Here is a 23,439-nt window from a genome sequence, read left to right as displayed (position 1 = left end):
ATCATGTTCGTACTGATCCGTATAGAGTTCACCTCGACCAATAATAGATCGACTCGGGCGCCACTCGAAAAGCCGTTTCTCCATCCTGGTCCGTTCTCCAAATAACAGTGCCGGTTTCCCCAATACGATTGATGACATCGGGGTGAGGATGCCCATACGTATTATATTTCCCTGCGGATATGACCGCTGCTGTCGCTTGCCAATAACGAAGCCACTCATTCCCGGTCGAAAATCGGCTGCCATGATGCGCAACTTTCATCACATCGACCGTCTTAGTCAAGTTTTTATCCAAAGTAGACAGGATGTTTCCTTCCGTTTCGGCGCCAATATCACCCGTAAACAGAAATCGTTGATGATACAGATCCAAAGTAAATACGAGACTGCTTTCATTTTGTTCCTTCATATTTGGAATATCTGTCTCTTCCATAGTTTGCGGCCATATCACACGGAGGGTCGAGTTGTTGTCTATCTGTATTTGATCTCCTGCCCGAGGTGCGTACAAGGGGATTCGTTTGCTTACAAGCAGAGACATTAGGGCCTCCACATCATTGGACTCTTTCCATGTGCCATTCCACCAGACGGAGCGCACCGGAATCGAATCGATAACCGCCATCAATCCGCGGATATGATCGCTATCCAGATGAGTCATCACCAGGATGTCGATTTCTTTGACTCCACGCTTCATCAGGAGCGGCACTACAACCTTTCTCCCAACCTCGAACGGATCCTTGCGCTCCCTCCACTCTTCTCCCGGCTTCCGATAGGACATCGTTCCCCCTCCGTCTACCAGAATATGACGGCCTGAGGAGGTTGTAATGAGTGCCGAATCGCCTTGACCAACGTCCAAAAAGCTGACATATGCATGACGATCGAATTTCGCTGGTTCAAAAGCGTACACAATCAACCCAAGCAGCAGTGCAACTATGATAACAAGCTTCCTCCTGCCGAAACGCTTCAGGGAACCGCTGTCGCCCCACACGTTAGGGAGATTTCGGATATCCTGCGGCAACAGAGGGGCAGTAGATGACTCATGATGCAGCACATTATCGTTTATTGGATTACCTAGACTTTCGGTGTTCAAAGGAGCCGTTAATTGCTCTGATCGCACATCGAAAACGCTCGTCACAAGACCCTTCAACTTTCGCTCCACCGCTCTAGCAAGATACAAATCAAGCTGGTGGAACAGCACAAATAACAAAACAAGATATGCGCTAACCCACCACAAGGATGGGGATTTCCATATAAGCCGAAGCTCACCTGCAGCCGTCAACCTCTCAACCAGCCAGAACGTCCAGTTGTTGCCGATCACAGTCAGCTCCGCCAGCTTGGTTGCTCCCCATTGCCACAGCATGGACAACAACAACGCCGCCGTGCCCATGGGCAAAATAATAAAGCTGATAAACGGAACAAGCACCAAATTCGCAAATAGCGATAAGAGATGAAATTGGTTGAAGTAATAGATCGTCAGAGGAAATGAAACAAGCTGAGCTATTAAGGTTACCGCTACGAGATCGCCTAACCAGCCTAATCCCTTTCGCTTCGGAAGCAAGCGCCGCATTGGGGGAACACCGCAAATTAATCCGAACGTCACGACAAATGACAGTTGGAAACTAACGGAATCCAAATAATAAGGATCATACGCGAGAATCGCGACGGCAGCGGCCGCCAATAGATGTTTGCCGTCCTTCAGCTTGCCAAGGCGTGCCGCAATCAGTCCGAGTATAGCCATGATCCCCGCTCGCAATACAGACGGCGACGCTCCAGTCAACAACACATATAACGGAATCGCCGCCATTAACGTCAGCTGGTTTCGTTCGCGACTTATGCGGAGCAGCTTCAGCAGACCACCCAGCATAAGCATAAATATAGCAACATGCAGCCCGGATATCGCCAAAATATGAGTGAGCCCCAGCTTCGCGAACTCGTTAAACAGCTCTGGGTCCAGCCCTTCGCGCAGACCCAGGATAAGCCCTTGCATATACCCGGACTGATGTGCCGGGTATAGCTCGTCCATGCGCGCGCCAAGGCTCGCGCGCGCCATATCGACGCGGCCCAGCAGTCCGGCCGCGCTAAGTCCCGCCGCCGGAGCCACTGTGACGGCGGCGACGCCTTCGGCTCCGAGCAGCCAATGGATTCGTTGGCTGCTCAAATAGCGGCGGTAGTCGAACCCGCCGCTATTGGTTGCTTCGGCGGGCCGCGACAGCTCGCCCGCTACGTCGACTCTGTCGCCGCGCTGCCACGCCGCGGCGATGTCCTGCTCCGGCTGCGCGGTCAGCCGCAGCCGGACAAGCAGCAGCTCGCCGGCGACGCCCGGCTGCTGCATGCCCTCCGCATGGATGGCATCCGCCTCCATGCGGAACGTGGCGCGGTCGCCGTCGACCTCGACCGCGCTTACAATTTTGCCGCTCGCCGCCGCGACGAACGCGGCTCCCGCCTCTTGCGCCTCGGCGGCGGCAAGCAGCGACACGAGCGACGTCGCGTTGCGCTCGTCCGCCCATACACGCTGTCCCGCAGCCAGGCAGAACGCCAGCAGGCACAGCACGGCGAGCTTAGCCGTCGCCAGCCTGCTGGCGTATACGGCAACCGCCAGCAACGCGGCGGCGCCGCCAACAAGCAGCGCGCCGCGGGGGCCGAGTCCGGCCGCAGCCGCGCTGCCGCTAACCCATGCGGCCGCAAACCATACTAGCGGCCTCCGGTTCATAGCGCTTAACAATCTTGTTCCCCCTTCCAATCTGTTCATCCCAATGAGAAGAACCTTATACAAAAAAGAACCTCCGGACACATGTATCATACATGCGTCCGGAGGTTCTTCCTCCACGACTATCAACATCGGCGATATGATCGTGCAGCACATTCCCCTATGATATGACGTTCATCTGTGCCTGCTCGGGCGCAGAATATGCGCTAATCTGACGGAAGGCGATTCCCTTCTGTTCCATTAGCGTATACACCTTGTCGCTATCCTTGGGATAACCGCGATGGTAGACAACTTCCGCTACACCGCTATTAGCAAGCATGTTGGCGCAAGTCCAGCAAGGCTGATCGGTTACATACACAGTAGAGCCTTCACGATTCGCCCGATCTGTGAAGAGCAGCAAATTTTGTTCAGCATGAATGGTACGGATGCAGCGTTGTTTACGGATGACTTGCTCGTTTCCATCGACGATTAACACCTCGATCTCCTCAGCAATCATACAGCCCGATTCCAGACAATCGTGAACGCCCATGGGAGCCCCGTTGTACGCTGTCCCTAGCAGCTTCTTGCCCTGCACCAGCACTGCGCCTACATGTCGCCTTGGACAACGTGATCTCGTCGAGACCATATAAGCAATATCCATAAAGTATGTGTCCCAGTCCTTGCGGATCGTATCGTTACCGGCTGCGGATGTGTTCATCTCGTTCGACTCCTTTATTATCTCTAGTTGCTCCATCCCTAAAGTCCGGACAGTCACGCTGCCGGAAACCAATGACAAGGACATACAGGAGGCCTGGACTCGCATATAGCAAGCCAGGCACTCCAACCTTATATCCAGCTACCTTACGCTTGGCCAGCCGGTACAGCTTGGCTTTGCTCGATGGCTTGCTTGAGATCAGCAATAATGTCCGCAATGCCTTCTGTGCCAATCGACAGGCGTACCATACCTGGAGCAACGCCAGCATCCACTTGTTCTTCTTGCGACAATTGCTGGTGCGTTGTGCTTGCAGGATGGATGATCAGCGACTTCGAGTCGCCAACATTAGCCAAATGCGAGAATAACTTAACAGAGTTGATGATGGCTTTACCCGCTTCTACACCGCCTTTGATACCAAAGGTCATAATCGCACCTTGCCCGTTAGGCAAGTACTTGCGAGCAAGTTCGTACGAAGGGTGGCTAGGCAAGCCTGGATAGTTCACCCACTCAACAGCCTCGTGAGCTTCAAGGAACTGAGCTACCGCAAGCGCATTGGAGCTATGGCGCTCCATACGGAGATGCAGCGTCTCGAGACCTTGCAGCAGCAAGAATGAGTTGAACGGCGACAACGCAGCTCCCATATCGCGAAGCAGTTGAACACGCGCTTTGATGATGTATGCGATCGGGCCGACTGCATCGGTATATACAACGCCATGGTAACTCGGATCCGGCTCGGTCAAGCCAGGGAACCTGCCGCTTCCCTTCCAGTCGAAATTGCCGCTGTCGATGATAACGCCGCCAATCGAAGTGCCATGGCCGCCAATAAACTTAGTAGCAGAATGTACGACGATATCCGCGCCATGCTCGATTGGACGGCACAAGTATGGACTAGGGAATGTATTGTCTACGATCAATGGCAGGCCATTCTCGTGAGCAATGGCAGCAACCGCCTCGAGATCAATAATATCGCCCTTTGGATTGCCAATCGTTTCGGCAAAAATCGCTTTCGTGCGCTCGTTAATTGCTGCTCTGAAGTTTTCGGGATCAGAAGGATCAACAAATTTAACAGTGATGCCGAGCTTAGGCAGCGTCGTGGAGAATAGGTTGAACGTGCCGCCATACAGGCTGGTCGCGGAAACAATTTCATCTCCGGTTCCCGCAATATTTAGAATTGAATATGTGATGGCAGCTTGTCCGGATGCGACTGCGAGCGCAGCTGCACCGCCTTCCAGCTCCATCACACGTTTCTCGAATACGTCCGTTGTCGGGTTCATAATTCGTGTATAGATGTTACCGAACTCTTGCAGTGAGAACAAGTTAGCCGCATGGTCGGTATCACGGAATCCATATGATGTCGTTTGGTAAATCGGCACCGCGCGGGACATCGTCGTTGGATCGATAGCCTGTCCCCCGTGTACGGCAAGCGTGTCTAGCGAAAATCTGTTTTCATTTGACATTCCTTACTCCTCCTTATGAGTGTATGAAAGAAGAAACTCTTCTATATTTTCTCATATTCACGGTAATGCGACAACGCTTTCTTTGATAGAAGCTAGAAGTTTTTCTCCAATTCCTTTCACACGCAACAAATCATCCACACTTCGAAACTTACCTAATTGTTCCCTGTCTGCCACGATTGCTTGTGCTTTAGACGGACCTATGCCTTTTAATTGATCCAACTCCTCCGCACTTGCCCGGTTAATATCGATGATTCCGCCTCCGCTTTTCTCCGAACTCTCTGCCGTATCCTTTGTTTCGATAGCGCTTGGGGCGTCTGTATCAACATTACGAGGTAGATCGGCCTTTAGCGCCTCGTCGCCTTTATCCATCCCGATACGATCTGCTTCATCCTTCCTTTCTTCCACCAGTACCGCTCGTTCATCATGGCCTGATTTCCCGTTTTCGGCCTGTGCATCCCTTTCTGCTAATAATGTTTCCATCGCATCGTTCAGCGGTACCCATTGTCCGTCATTCGGTGACGGCTGTGCGAAGAGCGCCGTTCCCAAAAATATGGCGGCACCAAGCAGACATGCGAGAACAAGAACACTCCTGCGATTTTCAACCCATCCACGCATCAGTGTGGCCCCCTTTCAGAACCTTTTAATTGCCATTCGAATATCACAGATGACATAACAAACAAGTCCCTTGGAATACAATGTAAGAGCATCTTAATTGGATCGACGTCATAGGAGGGCTAACCATGAACGTTGGATTTATCGGCACGGGCTCCATGGGCAGCTTGCTGATCGAATCATTTGTCGCGTCAGGCGCGCTGACACCGACCGAAATTGTCGTAAGCAATCGAACCTACGCAAAGGCGCAAGCGCTGGCCGACAGATATCCAGGTATGAGAGCCGAGTACAGCAACTCAGATGTTGCTCGTGGAGCCGATTATGTATTTTTGTGTATCAAACCGCATGAATTCATAAACGTTGTAAGGGATATCAAGGCCGTTCTCAGACCCAACCAAATAGTTATCTCGATTACAAGTCCCGTACTCGTCTCGCACCTGGAATGTGAGCTATGCTGCAAGGTGGCCAAAGTCATCCCAAGCATTACGAATTTGGTATGGAGCGGCGCATCACTCTGCATCTACGGGTCCAGAATTCAAGAGCGGGATCAAATAGACATTGAGGCATTGTTTGCTCATATTAGCCAGCCCCTTCGAATCGAAGAAGATTACACCCGGATCGTATCGGATCTATCGAGCTGCGGGCCTGCTTTCTTTGCCTTCCTTCTCCAACAATTCGTCGACGCTGCAGTCGATGAAACCGGTATTCCCCGGCAAGCTGCACAAGATGTCGCTGCGAACATGTTGCTCGGTACAGCCCTCCTCCTAACCGAAGGCGGCTTAACCATGGAGAACATTCAACAGCGCGTTGCAGTCCCCGGCGGTATTACGGCACAAGCACTCAAGCTGCTGCACCGTGAGACGGACGGTATTTTCAATCAACTTATTCGGACGACGCATCAAAAATATCAAGAGGATCTTGTCAAGGTTTCGACCTTATTCTACGGCGAAGAGGTGAACGGACAATAGCTGTTCTTCAGCTAATGTCCGCTCACCTCTTCGGGTTTGCGTTATACGATACGATAACCTCTCGCCGTTTATCTCGGACTGCATCCGTCGTTTAGTTCGCAACGATGTTAACGAGCTTGCCTTTGACCGCGATTACTTTACGAACAGTCTTGCCCTCGATCAGCTCTTGCACCTTCTCCAGACCTTTAGCCAGTGTCTCCATGTCAGCTTCATTCATGTCGGCTGCAATGGATACACGATCGGCAATTTTGCCATTAACTTGAACGACAATCTCTACCTCCTGATCAATTGTCCAAGCTTCGACATGCTCTGGCCATGAGGCGTAGTTGATATTATCCGTACGGCCAATGCGCTCCCACAGCTCTTCTGTGATATGCGGCGCGATCGGGGACAACATCTGCAGGAATTGCGCCATTGCGCTAACCGGAAGCGACTCTGTCTTGTAGGCTTCATTTACAAATATCATCAATTGACTAATTACGGTATTGAATCGAAGATTCTCGTAATCTTCGGTTACTTTCTTGATCGAACGGTGCCAAGTGCGCTTGAAGGCATCGCTTGTTTCCTCACCGTCCGTCAACTTCGTGCTCAAGGCTCCATCTTCGTTTACGAAGAGACGCCATACGCGGGACAGGAATCGATATGTGCCCTCTACGCCGTTTGTATTCCATGGCTTGGTAGCTTCCAGCGGACCCATAAACATCTCGTACATACGAAGCGTATCCGCGCCGAACTCGCCAACTATATCATCAGGATTAATGACATTGCCGCGCGACTTGGACATTTTTTCATTGTTCGTGCCCAGAATCATGCCTTGGTTGACCAGCTTGTGGAACGGCTCCTTCGTATGAACAACGCCAAGATCGTACAACACCTTATGCCAGAAGCGCGCGTACAGCAGGTGAAGCACCGCATGCTCGGCGCCGCCGATATACAAATCGACAGGCAGCCATTCCTTCTGCTTCTCCGGCGAGCAGATCTCTTTGTCGTTCTTCGGATCGATGAAACGAAGGTAGTACCAGCAGCTTCCCGCCCATTGCGGCATCGTATTCGTCTCGCGGCGCGCCTTCATGCCTGTCTCTGGATCAACCGTGTTCACCCAGTCCGTTACGTTAGCTAGCGGCGATTCACCCGTACCGGACGGTTTGATGGCATCCACATCCGGCAGCAAGAGCGGCAGCTGATCCTCAGGCACTGTCTTCATCGTGCCATCCTCCAGATGGAGAATCGGAATTGGCTCACCCCAGTAGCGTTGACGGCTGAACAACCAGTCGCGGAGACGATATGTTACCTTTCCTTGACCTTTACCGGACTCAGACAAATGCTGGATCATGGCTTTGATCGCTGCTTCATTGGACAAGCCGTTCAAGAAGTCAGAGTTAACATGCGGACCGTCGCCTGTATACGCCTCTTTCTCCACATCTCCGCCAGAAACAACCTCAATAATCGGCAAACCGAATTGCTTCGCGAATTCCCAGTCGCGCGTATCGTGACCCGGGACGGCCATAATCGCACCCGTTCCATATCCTGCAAGCACATAATCCGCAATCCAGATCGGCGTTTTTTCTCCGCTGACAGGATGAATCGCATATGCGCCTGTGAAGACGCCGGACTTTTCTTTCGCAAGATCTGTCCGCTCCAGATCGCTTTTGCGAGCCGCGGCTTCTTGATATGCGACTACCGCATCCATCTGCTCAGCCGTCGCGATCTTGGCAACTAATTCATGCTCGGGCGCAAGCACGCAATACGTAGCTCCATACAACGTGTCTGGGCGGGTTGTGAAGACGACAAGTGCAGCGTCTTGACCTTCAATCTCGAAGGTAACCTCGGCGCCAGTTGACTTGCCGATCCAGTTGCGCTGCATATCCTTAATGCTCTCCGACCAATCCAACTCCTCTAGATCCTCAAGCAAACGTTCCGCATATTCCGTAATTCTCAGAATCCATTGACGCATTGGCTTGCGAACAACGGGATGACCGCCACGTTCACTCTTACCGTCGATGACCTCTTCGTTGGCAAGCACCGTGCCAAGCGCCGGGCACCAGTTAACCGGAACTTCGGCTACATAAGCCAGTCCGCGATTATACAATTGAATAAAGATCCATTGCGTCCACTTGTAATAATCGGGGTCCGTTGTGCTGAATTCGCGGTCCCAATCATACGAGAATCCAAGAGACTTGATCTGACGGCGGAAATTATCGATATTTTTGAATGTGATATCTCTAGGATGTTGTCCCGTATCCAGCGCATGCTGCTCCGCTGGCAGTCCAAATGCGTCCCATCCCATAGGATGAAGAACATTAAATCCTTTCATCCGCTTATAACGTGATACGATATCTGTTGCTGTATACCCTTCGGGATGGCCGACGTGCAAGCCCGCTCCTGACGGATAAGGGAACATATCCAGCGCATAAAACTTCGGATTTCCACTTTCTTCTTTTGTTTGGAATGTCTTGTTCGCATCCCAGAATTGTTGCCACTTCGGTTCAATCTCCAGTGGATTATACCCATGGCGCTGTTGCTCTTGGCTCATATAACTTCCTCCTAATTAGATCTGAAAAAACAATAAAACCTCTCGCCCCCAGCGGATTAACGCTAGGGACGAGAGGTTATTCTCCCGTGGTACCACCCTAGTTAACGAGCGGCATTCTTTGCCGTTCGCTCACTTGAGGTCCTTAACGCGGACGAATCGGCGTTTATCGCAATTCCGGCGACATCGCAGCTCCAAGGCGAGCTTCCCTGCATACAAGGTCCGGCTTTCACCAACCGCCGGCTCTCTAATCCCTGCATCCGCAAGTACTATTCCTCTTCAACACTTCTTATAGAAAATCAATTAAACCAAATTATATAAGGACGATGGCGCTAGTGTCAAGCGCAGCGACGGAGACTACCCTGATTAGTTGTGATTGTGGACAGAACCATCCATTCGTTGTCCATCATGAAGCCGAAAGCGCTCCAACTGTTGAAATAACTGTTCACGCTTTAATATCTCCACTTGCTTGGGACCAATCAAGTCAAAATGCGGATATTGATCACGTGCATGTATATATTGCGGATGAAGACCGTTTACCTCGCACCAGCGCGACAGCTTGTCAAGATCTGCACAGCCCACTTTGGTGACGGTTGTCATCCAAGGAAACCTAGGATCCAGCCAATAATGGGTAATAAATGCGATTTCACCGCGAGCAACGGCAGCTTTCCACTCGTTCATTTCGTGTCGTGTAATGCCGAATGCCACGTTCTCGTTCCTCCCTGCCTGCCACCGCGCGCTACGAAGACAAGATTTGTTTGACTCTCCCTACCTGTCCGTCTGCTAACCTTACCTTTATACCATGAGGGTGGCTCGGAGAGTTTGTCAGCAGCGATTGGACAATGCCCTTAGTCAGTTTACCTGTTTTCTGATCCTGCTTCAGTACGATATTCACTTCGAGCCCCGGTCTCACCGAGGCACGGATCGTTCCATCCATGCTCATACCCCGTTTCTTAGATGTTGGGCAATATTTTAACACAGTAAGATGCAAGATGCACTTAGCTCCCCAAACTGTTATACTAGGCATCATACGAATCAATGAAATGAGGAATTACGGAATATGTCTATGTCATTTGGCGCTCTCGGCATCACGTCAGAGCTTACCGATCTATTAAAGGAAAACGGCATCGCCTCTCCGACGCCTGTACAGCGTCAAACTATCCCGATGCTTCTACAAAATAAGGATGTTATCGCGCAAGCGCAGACGGGCACAGGAAAAACGCTAGCGTTCGCCTTGCCTATGCTTCAACGTGTCAATGTAACCAAGGAACAGGTGCAAGCGTTGATACTGACGCCAACTCGTGAGTTAGCGATCCAAATTACTGCTGAGATCAAGAAGCTTGCTCCTGTCGTCGGAGCAAATGTACTTGCCGCTTACGGCGGTCAAGACGTCGATGCCCAAATTCGCAAGCTGCAGCGTGCGCCGCATATTGTTGTGGCTACACCTGGCCGATTGATCGATCATATGAAACGCGGCACGATTAATCTCGGCAAGTTGTCGATGCTCGTGCTGGACGAAGCCGATCAGATGCTGCACATGGGCTTCTTGCCTGAAGTAGAGAGCATCATCGTGCAGACGCCTCGCGCGCGCCAAACGATGTTATTCTCCGCAACGATGCCGGATGCTATCCGCAAACTCGCAAGCGAATACATGAATGCGCCTGAAGATGTTCAGATCCGGAGCGCCAACGTTACGCTCGATAATATCCGTCAGGTTGTCATCAATACATCGGATCGCGGCAAACAAGATGCTCTTATTCACCTGATCGAGCAACATCGTCCATATCTTGCCGTTATCTTCTGCCGTACAAAGGTACGCGCCAAGAAGCTGAATCAGGCGTTGCAGGATCACGGCTTCGAGAGTGACGAGCTGCATGGCGATCTGACTCAAGCGAAGCGTGAGCAAGTGATGAAGCGATTCCGTGATGCAAAGCTGCAGATGCTGGTCGCCACAGACGTTGCCGCTCGCGGCCTCGACGTAGAAGGGGTTACGCATGTCTATAATTTCGATGTGCCGCAAGACGCCGAAATTTATATTCATCGCATCGGTCGTACAGGACGAGCTGGTCACAAAGGGATGGCGATTACGCTCGCTACACCATATGACGGCTCGAAGCTCGTGTTGATCGAGAAAGGCATACAAGCACGTCTAGAGCATCGCTCCATCGACAGCGAAGGCGTTGTATCGGCTGTGGATCACAGCAAGTCGACCCGCCCTGAGCGTACAGGAAGCGGCGAACGAGGTGCTGGCGGACGCGGAGGTTCACGCGGAGCTGGACGCGGCGAGAAAGCGGAGCGCGGTGGTCGCGGTCGTGGCGGCAGAAGCGATCAGAACGGCGGTCGTGGCCGCGGCGGCAACGATCGACGCGCATCTGCTGGTAAGAACGAAACACGCAGTGCCTCCGAGGGACGTGCTGGTCGCAGAAATTCAGATGACGCCGCGGTGAGCGGCCGCGTTAGCCGCTTTAGTGCCGACGAGCGAGGAAACAAACGCAGTCATGCGACTGCTAATTCGGGAGCTCCCGAGTCAGCTAACTCCAATCCTTGGGAGACCGGCAACGAAGGCGGCAAACGCAGCGATGCAGGTCGCAACGCCAGCTCTCACGGACGGCGTAATGATAACACTGGCAGCCCGAGAGGCCGCAGCGGGTCAAGCAGCGCCACAAACGGCGGACGAGGTCGTTCTGATGATGCTGCGAAACGCAGCAGCGGAGCGAGAACATCCGGTTCAAATACGAGCAGTCGTGGCGGCAGCCGCGGCCAGAGCAGACCAGGCGGCTCCGGAGGACGTTCTGGCGGTCCACGCGGACGCGGCAGATAATTTGATATGATCTTGAATGGCCCATTTCAGGCCGATACTAGACGAATGTCCAATCCAATTATTGGACGAATTCATAGTATAGAGTATGCCGATTGTCGGATTTCCGCAGTTTTATAACAGCCTTCCCTATCGGTAATCGTTTTTTAGGAGGCAATAGCATGTCTGGTGTGCATGGAGGCTACTCGTCGGCAGGTGTAATCCTGGTTCTGTTTATACTGCTGGTCGTCATAACGAAGACTTTCTGGTACTAAACAAATCTTGCACCAATATCGCAGAAACCGCCGGAGCGAGCAGCTCCGGCGGTTTCTCTGTTTATGGTGCAAGGATGACATACTCCCTCAAAGCGTCAGCGACACTGCCCTCGTTATTCGTGCCAATCACAAGGTCGGCACGTTCTTTGACTCCGACGGGTGAATTCCCCATCGCGATACCAAGACCCGCAAATTCCAGCATTGAGATATCGTTATAATAATTGCCGATCGCAATGATGCGTTCGCTCGGAATGCCGCGCTCCTCAGCCAGTCTCCGCAGGGCGCCGCCTTTGCTCGCCCCCGGATGCTGGATATCGATAAACAAATCTCCGCTTCGAATCAATTGAAGATTCATCTGCGCACGTTCCCAATCCGCTTGCACAGCGTCGATCTCCGCTTTCGTCCCGAAAACCGACAACTTGAGCAATCCTTCGGGAAGCTTCTGATCGCGCTCGAGCATAGTAGGTATCGCTTTGTGATGTTCATACATCTCTGCCGCAGACTCCGTTATCCCTTCCACCATCATTTCGTACGCGGTATTCAGATCGAAGTGAACACCATTCTCACGACAATATGCCAGATAAGGATGAAGCAAATCGCTCGCTATATCAAATTGAAACAAAATGGACCTATCCGCAAATTCAACTGTTGCTGCTCCGTTATGAGTAATCAAAGTTCCGTTCAAGCCCAGCTCTTCAAGGACAGGAAATGCGCCAATCGGCCCTCTCCCCGTACATAAGACGATCTCCGCGCCTTGTAATGCACAATCCCGTACTGCAGCCTTCACCTGTTCAGGCAGTGTATGTCCGTCGGTTAGCAGCGTTCCGTCAACGTCAAGTGCCACCAAATCATATTGCAATGTCATGCCTTGCCTCCATCTCGTCTCTTTCGATTTGCTACATAGCCTAGCCCCATGTTCAAGTTCGACTTGTGCCTCGGTGCGCTTTTAGAAGCTCAACCTCAACGCCAGTCAGCTCTCTGTAGGCGCCTTCGGCAAGCGATTCATCCAGCTTGAGCGGGCCCATCGATAGTCGTTTTAAGGTCAATACGCGTTTACCTACGGATTGAAACATTCGCTTCACTTGATGAAATTTCCCTTCACGGATCGTCAATCGAATAAGTGATGACTCACCGTTTTCTTCGTCATCAGCAACGTTTTCCATCGCTTTAACCTCAATAATATGAAGCTCGGAAGGCATTGTAACGTAACCATCGTCTAATGTTACACCGGAGTGGAACGCTTCGACATCGGTTTCATCAACTTTACCCAGCACCAGCGCTTCGTACGTCTTGTCTACATGTTTGCGGGGGGACAACAGCTCATGAGCGAGCACGCCATCATTCGTCAATAGCAGAAGTCCCACAGTATCCTTGTCCAATCTGCCTACAGGGAACGGCTCCAATAAACGGTCTTCTGGACGTAATAGATCCACGACAGTTCGATCTCTATTATCCTCCGTTGCGGACACAACACCGGACGGCTTATTAAGCATGATATATACGACGCTTTTGTAAGAAACAACTTCTCCTTCGAAGGAGACAGCTTGTATAGAAGGATCAACAATCATGCCGCTATCCTTGACGGTGATCCCGTCGACAGACACTTTGCCATTCTTAACCGCCTTCTTAATCTCGCTTCTGGTGCCATGACCCATATTGGCTAGAAGCTTATCAATTCTTAACTTGTCTGCCATCCTAAATCCTCCTCCATCCCGGCGAAAGCTCGTTCTTGAGCGTACCGCTCCCATATTTGCCCCAGCCGATAGGGTGTCCGGAGACGCAGACAAGCACATATCCATTACGTTTGCCCGCTGCAACCTCTGACAATACCATTCTCTCATCGTTCACAAACAAAGTTTCGCCCCGCAAATAACGATCGCTTTCTTCATGATCAGCCATATTCAACTCCAGAGAACGAACGCTCTCATATCCGCGAAGTCCCAGCGCAAGCGCCTGAGAAGGTACAAAGCGATTCCGTTTCGCCTCCCCTACGTACCAGCCTGCACGAACAACCTTAAGACCTTCAAGCGAGGGTACTCCGTTTGGTTGCAAATAAATGCGTTCACCATAATGGACTAGGACGTAGTCTTGTATCATAGCAGCGGCTTCAGGCTTAAAGCATAGCTGTTCGTTCATAAATTGCATCCACAGCTCCAGCGGGCTGATTTCGATAACATTCCTGGACGAATGGTTTTCTCGGCCTTTAAATCCTTTTTCTCTATCTTTTTCTTTGCCCCTGCCAATCCTTCTAGCATTAGCTTGTTCTGATCGATTTCGAGCGCTTCTCAGGATTTGATCATCTTGTGACGAATGACAATCAAGCTTCTCCTGCAGACCTTCACCTTGCTTGCGCAGCAAGGCGACAAAATGACCTTCTCCCGCTGCTAGATGAGGCCAAAGTCTGGCGGCCCCGGCTAGACTTGCTACGATCGTATCCCCTGCCAACTTTGCGGTTTCATCATAGATCCACTCTGGGCGACCGCCGGTGATCCCGTTGACTTGCAAGATTGGTTCAATGGCAAAGTCGGGATGCTCGGCCAGAAACTTCGCAATTTGAGTCTCGTTCTCCTCCGGGGAGAATGTACATGTCGAATACAGCATCAAGCCGCCCGGAGCAAGCATTGTAGCGGCGTGAATTAAGATATCCTTCTGCATCGCGCTGCACTTCTGTACCGAATGTTTCTCCCAATCCCCGATCATGGAGTCGTCCTTGCGGAACATCCCTTCACCTGAACAAGGGGCGTCGATCAGAATTCGGTCGAACCAATGGGTGAAGACTTTAGCAATTGCTGCAGGCTCTTCGTTCAACACGATCGCATTTCGGACGCCAGCTAGCTCCACGTTTTTGGCGAGTGCCTTCGTTCGCTCCTTCGCATTATCATTCGTAACCAGTACACCTTGGCCTGCTAACTTTCCAGCTAGCTGTGTCGTCTTACCGCCAGGGGCAGCGCAAAGATCAAGGACTCTATGTCCTGGCTGGACGTCAAGCAATTCGGCCGGTAACATGGCGCTCGGTTCCTGGATATAATACATGCCTGCATGATAATAAGGATGTTTGCCTGGGCGTTCATCCTCCGCATAATAGAACCCTTCCCGTGTCCATGGAATTGGTCTGAGACCATCTCGAAGGAAGGATATTTCTCCCCATTCGGTCGCTGTCAGCTTAAGAGGGTTAATACGAAGTCCAAACGCTCGCGGCAATGCGTACGAAGCCATAAACGCATCGAACTCATCGCCTAACAAATCCCTCATCTTGTCCACAAAACGTATCGGCAATTCGATCTTCATGACGCCTTCCCCCTGCTATCTTCGGAACGTGATAGAACAACCCCCAGCCCCGCCAAGCGGCGATACTGGAGGTTGATCTTTAACCATTTAAGACTGATTGTTTTTCTTGGCCTTCGAAATTGCAACACCGATATCAACGGACAGCGCATGTAGAGCGGGATAGTCTTGCTGCTCGAACAGCTCGTTGAACTTAATCTGGAACTGGGCCGCTTCCCTCACCCGGTGGTAGAAGTAGAGATCCTGAATGCCGCTAAGCACTCGTGATACCGAATTGGATTGCTCCTCGAATTCCGTCTGCGCATCTAGGATTTCTTTGCGAATGCTTGTCATTTCGGTGTCCAGCAAGAAAGCTGCCTCTGCCGCTTTCTTGAGCCTGCCGCGCACATCCTCAGGCAAACTTTCCTTAAATTTATAGTTAAGCGAATGTTCGATCGTCGCCCAGAAATTCATCGCCAGTGTACGAATCTGAATCTCGGCCAGGACATGTTTATAGCCGAGCGCAGTCTGCACGGGATAACGAACGATGATATGGTAGCTTCGATATCCGCTGTCCTTGTAATTCGTAATGTAATCCTTCTCATATACGAGCTCTAAATCCTTCCGGCCACGGATGAGCGCAGCTACTCGATGGATATCATCAACAAATTGGCACATAATCCGAATGCCCGCAATATCCTCGATACCTTCTTCGAGTCGATCCGACGCAACGCCTAACCGCCGTGCCTTCTCAAGAATGCTCGAAATCCGTTTCACCCTGCCCGTTACGAATTCAATGGGCGCATAAGCTTCTCTGATCTTAAGCTCTACGCGCATCGTTTTGAATTTTACCTTTAATTCCTCAACCGCTTGTTCATATGGCTGTAGAAATAAACTCCAGTCTCTACCGTCCATCCGGCCGCCTCCTGTTTCTAACGATGATCTGCGCCTACTGCTTCGGCAATGTTGCGGTAGCCGTCCTTGCGCAAGCATTCGACAAGTCCGCTTGTCAGCTCGCGCAGCAATGCTGGTCCTTTATATATAAAAGCTGTATAAATCTCAACGAGCGAAGCTCCTGCGCGAATCTTATCGTATGCATCCTGCGCCGTAAAGATGCCGCCTGATCCTATAATAGGTAATTTGCCGCCGGTCTGCCGATATACAGCAGCAATTACTTCTGTAGAACGCTGAGTGAGCGGTCGTCCGCTCAAGCCTCCAGCCTCTCCAGCATTTTGATGGGCCAAGCCATCACGCGATAGCGTCGTGTTCGTAGCGATAATACCCGATATTTCACTGTCCATAATCGTAGACACCGTATGTGTCAATTGATCCTCTGACATGTCTGGCGCAATCTTGACAAACACCTTCTTGACGGCAGCGCCTCGTGTCTTCGCTTGGGTATTCATCTCTTGCATGACGGCTTCAAGCAGCTTCTTAAGCTCGTCCCCATGCTGCAAGTCTCTTAAGCCTTGCGTGTTAGGCGAGCTGATGTTAACCACAAAGAAATCTCCGTAGTCGTACAGCTTCCGTATACAAGCTTGATAATCCTCATGTGCCAGCTCATTTGGCGTGTCCTTGTTTTTCCCGATATTAACCGCAATCGGAATCCGATGGATCTTGCGCCGCGCCAGCGAAGCTGCCATCGCATCCGCTCCGTAATTGTTGAAACCCATCCGATTGATGAGCGCTTCGTCGGGAGGTAGTCGGAACAACCTCGGCTGCGGGTTGCCAATCTGTCCTTTAGGGGTAACGGTTCCCACTTCGGCAAAGCCGAAACCGATGCTGGAGAAGCCATCTGCGGCCACGCCGTTTTTGTCAAGTCCGGCCGCAAGCCCGATTGGATGCGGGAACGAGATACCCAGTATATCCGATTTAAGCTCCTTTGGCGGTGTTACACCGTACATTCCGTTCAGGAGAGAGGTAAAGCCAGGCACCTTACCTCCTGCAGCCATCCCGTCTATAACGAGATGATGTGCTTTCTCCGGATCCATTTTGAATAAAATTGGTTTCAGCAATGATGAATAAAGCAAGACGTTCACTCCGTTCCGCGGTTTATGCTCTATCAGACAGTTTATCCGTTTTGAGACAAAAAGAAAAGAGCTTGACGCAGTCATGCGGCACGCTCTTTCCTTCGATTGTATTGCGACCGAGATAGAAAACGATTACAATACAAGCATAGATGAATTTAATTTAGAAAGGTTGATTCTCATGGGCGCAGCCAAACGCAAACCAGCAACAATGAAAGTAAAACCGAAGGAAGAAGTGAACAAAAAGGCGCTTGTATGGATCGGATCCATCGTTGTTGCCGTTATCGTAGCAGTATCCGTTTTGCTCATCGTCTTCTCTTAAGCGTACTTATGCAAGCCATTTATAAACCTTCGCGGGATTACTTTCGTCCTGCTTAGGCGTTAGCCGGAATCGTTCCTGCGGCGTCTTGGCATCGGGCGGGAGTGTCCCGTTTTTGATATGCACAGGCGTTCCAAGCGGTACTAGATCAAATAACTCTTCTACATCCTCTTGTCCCATCCGTATGCAGCCAAGCGACTCGTCCTTCCCGATGCTGTCCGGATCGTCTGTTCCATGAATAGCGTACAGCGTATTAGACAGCGTCATCCCTCTTGTACCAAATATACTTTCACCGCCATTCGGATCCCGTACCTTCTCGCTAATAAAGAAACTGCCTTCCGGTGTCTTCTCTCCGCCGAGCCCAACCCGATACCCCCTCACGATCAATCCATTGTGCACAACGGCAAGCGTATGATTGGATACATCCACGACGATTTCCAGCGGTTTGCTCCAATTAGGGTCGTAAAGCCCGTTCGAACCAATAGAAGCTGCCGACGCTGGACCAGGTTTCTCATCTGGGGCAGATGGGGTGGTGGTCGTGCCGGATTGCACGTTTATCTCCCCGGATGACGCCACCGACTTCTTGATCTTATCGAGCAAGGGAGCAAAAAGCGCCTTCATTCTTTCGTCCTCACCAGACAAGATGTTATTCGGATAAGGACGAACAAGCGAGTCCAGCGACTCTGGCCATTTGCCGTATATACGTCTAAATTGCATGATTGCACTAGACAACGTCCAGTGCAGCTCCTGCTCTTGCCGCCACTGAGCGTAACGGGAAGCGACAGGCTTAGAATCTGCCGGTTCACAAACGCATGTATCCCGATCCAGCATCATGACATCGTATTGCGAGCTGCGTTCACCGCGATTCATCTCCATGAGCAAGCGAGTATTACCGTTCCATTGCTTCCAGCCTGATTTCTCTTCCATATGAACAGCCACGACCGCCGAAGGTGCCTGTTGTCCGCTCTTCAATACCTCGCCAAAAGCATAACCAGCCGGCAGCTTCTCCTTGCGGGGAACCATAATGACGCCTAACTTCGGAGAAGAATGGACTACCACCTGCGAAGCTCCGCCGGTTGGTACGTTCTTCTTGATCTCGAGCGATGGCATAAGCAGAACCAGCAAGAGCAGCGGAAGCGCGATCACAACTACATTGCGAGCAAGCCGTTTGCGCTTTTCTTTCTTCCCCCATGCCCTAAGCTCACTAAGTTGCTCTTGTGTGATGACAAGCGGATGGCTTTCTTGCTCGAATGCATCATAGATATCTCCTGCCTGGATGAAACAATAATTCGCTTTACCTTCTTTGCCAACCTGCCGATAATGTTTGCCGAGGAGGTACCAGCCCATTTTATTACCGGGATGTTGCTTCACAAAATGCTTCAAATATATAACGTCTTCAGGATTCGTTACATTCGGATCTTCCACTCTATTGCCCCCGTCCATATATTCGATCGCCGAATAACTGGCGTATATTCGAATATATCGGCAATTGTTTCCTGATCTTGGAGGGCAGTTTCCCATAAAAAAAAGCTCCCCGCACATCATGCGCGAAGAGCTTCATAATCCTGATATAATTAACCTTCTGCGTTAAAAGGTTCGTCGGCAATTTTGATGGAATCTGTTGGACAGCCGTCGCAAGCGTCCTGCAGATCATCGTACATATCTTCCGGAATCTCGGTGTTCCCTTTATTGCAGTCGCCTTGGAAAATAACCTCAGCCAAACCTTCGTCGTCATAATCATAAATGTCAGGAGCTGTTGCTCCGCAAGCACCGCAAGCGATACAAGTGTCTTTCTCTACCCATGTAAACTTAGCCATGGTTTTTCCCTCCTTATAAATTACGGATGAATCCGATCCTACCTACCCAATTCTTATACGAACACGCCGGTGTGGCTCGTTTCCTTCACTCATCAATATATAACAAACCATCGTCTTTTTGCAAGGATGTCCCGCGAATTCGTTTGTTCCGAATTAAGGAAGATGGATCATCGCCAAGCATACCCGCCGTCAGGACTGCATCCTCTCCGAATTTGTCCCTTAGCGCGTCCATCACTTTCGTCAATGACTCCTTGCGAGGCTGTTCCTCGTAGTTGAACAGATCCAATTGCAGAGCCGACTCGTCTAGCGGTGATAAATTCTGGAGCGTGACGCCTAGTAGACGGATCGGTTCGCCTTCCCTCCAATGTTTGACGAACAGGCTGCGTGCTTCTCTTGTAATATCATCCGTTGATTGGATTGGCGCCTGAACGGTGTGCGAGCGCGTAATCGTAGTCATATCCGGCCTTCGAATTGTAATTTGTACGGTAGAAGCAACCATCTTCTGTCTGCGAAGCCTGCGACCTGTCTGATCCGCCAAATTAAGCAATACACGAAAAACATCCTCCTGCTTCGTTAAGTCCTGCGGCAATGTCGTCGTATGGCCGATAGACTTATTCGCCTCACGGTTCGGATTAACAGGCGAATGATCGATACCATGTGCCGCTGCTTTCATCCATGAGCCCACAGTGCCGAACTGTCTGGTCAGCATCCCTTCGTCTGCCGCAGCAAGCTCGCCAATCGTACGGATATTCAGCTTCTCCAGCTTAGTCGCCGTTTTCCCTCCGACACCGAATAATGTCTGGCAAGGATGACCCCAGAGCAGCTTCGGCACGTCACGGATTCGCAGAACAGTCAGACCACTCGGCTTCTTCATATCGGATGCCATTTTGGCGAGCAGCTTATTCGGCGCGATGCCTATTGAGCATGGGATCGACCATTCGGATAATATGCGGCGCTGCAGTGACTCTGCTATCTCGAGAGGCGAGCCCATCAGCCTGGAGCCCGTTATATCCATATAACATTCGTCAATGGAGACCGATTCGACCATAGGTGTATAAGCACGGGCGATGGCCATGAATCCTCTTGAATACTTTCGATATAAGTGAAAGTCAGGTTTGATTAACAGGAGCTCGGGACATAACCTAACCGCTTGGCGCACGGTCATCCCTGTCCGGACACCCTTTGCGCGGGCTGCGTAGGAGCAGGTCACGACGATGCCTTTGCGTTGCTCAATGCTGCCTGAGACAGCAGTCGCTTTACCTTTATATACGTCAGGCTCCTCCGCTTCGTGCACAGAACAATAGAAGGCATTCATGTCCAAGTGGATGATGACTCTGCCTTTGGTGGGATAATATTCATCGACGCCGCTCATTCGCATAACCTCCTAACTGTGAAGAATGAGGTTGTACCTCTCATGTCCTCAGCATATAATTAGGCAAGATTCAAGTCAATAATCACAACAAAAGCGAAGTTTCCTCTCTACTTTAAAATGATAAAGTGTTATAATCATGTATTATGAATTCATCAGAGGGTCTGTGAAGGAGGCGCCACAACAAATGTCTGCACAAATATCTATCTTTGACACGACGCTGCGTGATGGCACGCAAGGAGAAGGGATCAGCTTATCTGCTGACGACAAGCTGAAGATTGCACAGAAGTTAGACGCCTTAGGCGTTCACTATATTGAAGGCGGCAATCCAGGAAGCAACAGCAAAGATATCGAATTTTTCCAGCGCGTCAAATCGATGAACCTCACAGCCAAATTAACTGCGTTCGGCAGCACGCGCCGCAAGAACAGCATCGCGGAACATGATGCAAGCCTTCTGCGGATCATCGAATCCGGTGTGCCTGCGGCCACACTTGTAGGCAAGGCGTGGGATTTCCACGTTCACACGGCACTCCAGACGACGTTGGAAGAAAATTTAGCCATGATCTATGACTCCTTCGCCCTCCTGAAGCGCCATGGGATGGAAGCTATGTACGATGCCGAGCATTTTTTTGACGGCTACAAGAACAACCCCGAGTATGCGATCTCCGCGCTTAAGAAGGCGCAAGAAGGCGGAGCGGACTGGCTTGTATTGTGCGACACCAACGGCGGTACAATGCCCGGCGAGATTTATGAGATCGTATCGCGTGTCAATGCTGAGCTTGCGACTCCGATTGGCATTCATACACATAACGATTGCGAGCTTGCAGTGGCAAACTCTATAGCCGCCATCCAAGCGGGAGCTCGCCAGGTACAAGGAACGATAAATGGATATGGTGAACGTTGCGGCAATGCCAACCTTTGCTCCATCATTCCGAATCTGCAGCTTAAGCTAGGTTATGTCTGCATCCCGGATGAGAAGCTTCGACTGTTGACTGGAACTGCTCGTTACGTCAGCGAAATTGCTAACGTTCATATGCCAGTTGGTCAAGCCTTTGTCGGAAATGCAGCGTTCGCACATAAAGGCGGCATCCATGTATCCGCAATCATGAAGGATTCCAAGACATATGAGCATATCGCGCCGGAGCTGGTAGGCAACAAGCAGCGTATTCTTGTTTCCGAGCTAGCCGGACAAAGCAATATCATATCCAAGGCGGCAGAGCTTGGTCTCGATGTAACCTCAAACAACGACAAGACCAAACAAATTATGGAACAAATTAAAGATTTGGAGCATCAAGGCTATCAATTCGAAGGTGCTGACGCCTCTCTCGAGCTTCTGTTGCGGGATGCCTTTACGGACAACGTCGAAATCTTTAAGGTCGATTCCTTTAAGATCCATATGGAGAAGTCTAACGGCAACATGATTTGCGAAGCCATCGTCAAAATTAACGTAGGCGGCGAGATCGTGCATACCGCAGCAGAAGGCAATGGCCCCGTCAATGCGCTGGACAATGCCATGCGCAAAGCGCTTGTTCAATTCTTCCCTCGTATCGAACAGATTTATCTGACCGATTACAAGGTGCGCGTCATCGATGAGAAGGATACGACGGCCGCGAAGGTTCGTGTGCTCGTAGAGTCCACCGGGCTAGATAATACGTGGAGCACAGTTGGTGTATCCAGCAATGTCATCGAAGCCAGCTGGGAAGCACTGCTTGACAGCATCCGATATGCCCTGCTTCATATGGCCAAGACCGGAGAGCAGTCCTCCGAGTCCGATAGCGGAGAACGGCTTGGACTCGTCAATCATTAATAAACGCACGCAAACAAAAAAAGCAGCTGGCGCAAGGAGTCTATACTCCATTCCTGCCAACTGCTTTTTTTGTCCTCAGAATCTGATTTCGAGTTTACTTCAATGAGCTTACTTCAATCTATTGCTTTTGTTCGGACTTCGTCCATTTCTGGATTAACCGTTCCCATTCTCCAATTGTGATCACGCCATTAATCCGCTCTCTGATGACCCCCTCGCCATCTATCAAGAAACTCGTCGGGAACGTATTCACCTTATACTGCTTTGTTACCGCACCTTCACGATCCATAAGCATCGGGAACGTAAGTCCATGCTCCTCAACAAATTCTCGTGCAGAACGTTCTTTGTCATAATTGGTAGAATTCACGCCGTACATCGTCATAACGTCGCCGTATTGTTCATGAAGCTTCTGCAAGTCCGCCGCTTCCATCTCACACGGTCCGCACCAGGAAGCCCAGAAATTGACGAATATAAGCTTTCCATCTGATCCATCAGATGAAACACCTGCCACCGTATATGCGGTATCGTCCATGCCTGGCAATGAAATCGGCACGGAAGTATATCCAGCTTTCGGTTTGAAGCCGTTTGGCGAAACGACATCCGCCGCAGCGTCCGCATTTTGCTGCATGTACTGAAATATCCCAAGACCGGCGCAGATAAACGCAATCGCAAACCATGCCGTCATTTTCCGCATGCGTAACCCTCTTTCTTCCTCGCTGTCATCGCTGTCATATCCCCCATCGTATCATGCGAAGTATGGAAGCTCAAGGCAATGGGCAGATTATCCATAAATCCGTCATAACCGTCC

21 protein-coding genes and 1 other annotated feature are annotated in these 23,439 nt (G+C 50.9%); of the genes, 5 read left to right on the top strand and 16 right to left on the bottom strand.

Translation table 11 applies throughout. The features are described from left to right. Window positions 1-28: 28 nt before the first annotated feature. The 4 genes from ACX1C1_RS17545 to ACX1C1_RS17530 all read right to left on the bottom strand — a co-directional run bounded on the left by ACX1C1_RS17545 (window position 29) and on the right by ACX1C1_RS17530 (window position 5,464). On the bottom strand, window positions 29-2,764 hold the full coding sequence (locus ACX1C1_RS17545) for a ComEC/Rec2 family competence protein (protein WP_458953464.1): 2,736 nt from the start codon (window positions 2,762-2,764) through the stop codon (window positions 29-31). A gap of 94 nt (window positions 2,765-2,858) precedes the next feature. Continuing rightward, window positions 2,859-3,395 (bottom strand): deoxycytidylate deaminase, encoded by a 537-nt coding sequence (locus ACX1C1_RS17540; protein WP_458953463.1) that lies wholly within the window; start codon window positions 3,393-3,395, stop codon window positions 2,859-2,861. 143 nt (window positions 3,396-3,538) lie between these two features. Beyond that, complete coding sequence (locus tag ACX1C1_RS17535) at window positions 3,539-4,849, bottom strand: homocysteine synthase (protein ID WP_458953462.1); 1,311 nt, start codon at window positions 4,847-4,849, stop codon at window positions 3,539-3,541. Window positions 4,850-4,906: 57 nt separating this feature from the next. Continuing rightward, a complete protein-coding gene (locus ACX1C1_RS17530; protein ID WP_458953461.1) occupies window positions 4,907-5,464 on the bottom strand; it encodes a ComEA family DNA-binding protein in 558 nt (185 codons plus the stop codon). A gap of 125 nt (window positions 5,465-5,589) precedes the next feature. On the opposite strand from ACX1C1_RS17530, the gene comER reads away from it, so the two are divergent. Further along, a complete protein-coding gene (comER, locus tag ACX1C1_RS17525; protein WP_458953460.1) occupies window positions 5,590-6,429 on the top strand; it encodes a late competence protein ComER in 840 nt (279 codons plus the stop codon). A gap of 91 nt (window positions 6,430-6,520) precedes the next feature. Here comER and leuS read toward each other — a convergent pair whose 3' ends face one another. The 3 genes from leuS to ACX1C1_RS17510 form a co-directional block, all read right to left on the bottom strand. Next, window positions 6,521-8,962, bottom strand: a complete 2,442-nt coding sequence (gene leuS, locus ACX1C1_RS17520; protein WP_458953459.1) for a leucine--tRNA ligase — start codon at window positions 8,960-8,962, stop codon at window positions 6,521-6,523. Between the two features lie 61 nt (window positions 8,963-9,023). Then, window positions 9,024-9,251 (bottom strand) — a binding site (T-box leader). Window positions 9,252-9,325: 74 nt separating this feature from the next. Further along, complete coding sequence (locus ACX1C1_RS17515) at window positions 9,326-9,667, bottom strand: hypothetical protein (RefSeq protein ID WP_458953458.1); 342 nt, start codon at window positions 9,665-9,667, stop codon at window positions 9,326-9,328. Between the two features lie 31 nt (window positions 9,668-9,698). Next, window positions 9,699-9,896, bottom strand: coding sequence for a YwbE family protein (locus tag ACX1C1_RS17510; RefSeq protein ID WP_458953457.1), 198 nt, complete (start codon window positions 9,894-9,896; stop codon window positions 9,699-9,701). A gap of 123 nt (window positions 9,897-10,019) precedes the next feature. Here ACX1C1_RS17510 and ACX1C1_RS17505 point away from each other — a divergent pair, with 123 nt between their 5' ends. Together ACX1C1_RS17505 and ACX1C1_RS17500 are read left to right on the top strand one after the other, a co-directional pair. Continuing rightward, window positions 10,020-11,780 carry a DEAD/DEAH box helicase gene (locus ACX1C1_RS17505; RefSeq protein ID WP_458953456.1) on the top strand — a complete coding sequence of 587 codons (1,761 nt, stop codon included), beginning with the start codon at window positions 10,020-10,022 and terminating at the stop codon, window positions 11,778-11,780. A gap of 158 nt (window positions 11,781-11,938) precedes the next feature. After that, entirely contained in the window at window positions 11,939-12,031 is a 93-nt protein-coding gene (locus ACX1C1_RS17500) for a YjcZ family sporulation protein (protein WP_308100243.1), read from the top strand. Between the two features lie 61 nt (window positions 12,032-12,092). Here the strand turns inward: ACX1C1_RS17500 and ACX1C1_RS17495 are convergent, their stop codons facing one another. The 5 genes from ACX1C1_RS17495 to ACX1C1_RS17475 all read right to left on the bottom strand — a co-directional run bounded on the left by ACX1C1_RS17495 (window position 12,093) and on the right by ACX1C1_RS17475 (window position 17,325). Then, window positions 12,093-12,896 carry a Cof-type HAD-IIB family hydrolase gene (locus ACX1C1_RS17495; RefSeq protein WP_458953455.1) on the bottom strand — a complete coding sequence of 268 codons (804 nt, stop codon included), beginning with the start codon at window positions 12,894-12,896 and terminating at the stop codon, window positions 12,093-12,095. 52 nt (window positions 12,897-12,948) lie between these two features. Continuing rightward, window positions 12,949-13,725 (bottom strand): pseudouridine synthase, encoded by a 777-nt coding sequence (locus ACX1C1_RS17490; RefSeq protein ID WP_458953454.1) that lies wholly within the window; start codon window positions 13,723-13,725, stop codon window positions 12,949-12,951. A 1-nt stretch (window position 13,726) separates the two neighbouring features. Next, window positions 13,727-15,319, bottom strand: coding sequence for an RsmB/NOP family class I SAM-dependent RNA methyltransferase (locus tag ACX1C1_RS17485; RefSeq protein WP_458953453.1), 1,593 nt, complete (start codon window positions 15,317-15,319; stop codon window positions 13,727-13,729). 87 nt (window positions 15,320-15,406) lie between these two features. Then, complete coding sequence (locus ACX1C1_RS17480) at window positions 15,407-16,210, bottom strand: GTP pyrophosphokinase (RefSeq protein WP_458953452.1); 804 nt, start codon at window positions 16,208-16,210, stop codon at window positions 15,407-15,409. Window positions 16,211-16,227: 17 nt separating this feature from the next. Beyond that, window positions 16,228-17,325, bottom strand: coding sequence for a quinone-dependent dihydroorotate dehydrogenase (locus ACX1C1_RS17475; protein WP_458953451.1), 1,098 nt, complete (start codon window positions 17,323-17,325; stop codon window positions 16,228-16,230). Between the two features lie 178 nt (window positions 17,326-17,503). Between ACX1C1_RS17475 and ACX1C1_RS17470 the strand changes: the two genes are divergently transcribed. Continuing rightward, window positions 17,504-17,644: a hypothetical protein gene (locus tag ACX1C1_RS17470; protein WP_458953450.1), complete on the top strand. Its 141-nt coding sequence runs from the start codon at window positions 17,504-17,506 to the stop codon at window positions 17,642-17,644. Between the two features lie 6 nt (window positions 17,645-17,650). On the opposite strand, the gene ACX1C1_RS17465 is transcribed toward ACX1C1_RS17470, so the two are convergent. From ACX1C1_RS17465 to ACX1C1_RS17455, 3 genes are all read right to left on the bottom strand, one after another. Then, window positions 17,651-19,162, bottom strand: coding sequence for a L,D-transpeptidase (locus ACX1C1_RS17465; RefSeq protein WP_458953449.1), 1,512 nt, complete (start codon window positions 19,160-19,162; stop codon window positions 17,651-17,653). 53 nt (window positions 19,163-19,215) lie between these two features. Further along, on the bottom strand, window positions 19,216-19,458 hold the full coding sequence (locus tag ACX1C1_RS17460) for a ferredoxin (RefSeq protein ID WP_458953448.1): 243 nt from the start codon (window positions 19,456-19,458) through the stop codon (window positions 19,216-19,218). Window positions 19,459-19,543: 85 nt separating this feature from the next. Beyond that, a complete protein-coding gene (locus tag ACX1C1_RS17455) occupies window positions 19,544-20,830 on the bottom strand; it encodes a DNA polymerase IV (protein WP_458953447.1) in 1,287 nt (428 codons plus the stop codon). A 184-nt stretch (window positions 20,831-21,014) separates the two neighbouring features. Here ACX1C1_RS17455 and cimA point away from each other — a divergent pair, with 184 nt between their 5' ends. After that, window positions 21,015-22,634 (top strand): citramalate synthase, encoded by a 1,620-nt coding sequence (gene cimA / locus ACX1C1_RS17450; protein ID WP_458953446.1) that lies wholly within the window; start codon window positions 21,015-21,017, stop codon window positions 22,632-22,634. A 118-nt stretch (window positions 22,635-22,752) separates the two neighbouring features. Here the strand turns inward: cimA and ACX1C1_RS17445 are convergent, their stop codons facing one another. Then, window positions 22,753-23,325: a TlpA family protein disulfide reductase gene (locus ACX1C1_RS17445; protein ID WP_458953445.1), complete on the bottom strand. Its 573-nt coding sequence runs from the start codon at window positions 23,323-23,325 to the stop codon at window positions 22,753-22,755. Window positions 23,326-23,439: the final 114 nt, after the last annotated feature.

The organism is Paenibacillus sp. strain BS8-2 (genome assembly GCF_054483835.1).
This window is presented reverse-complemented; position numbering and strand designations above follow the sequence as displayed.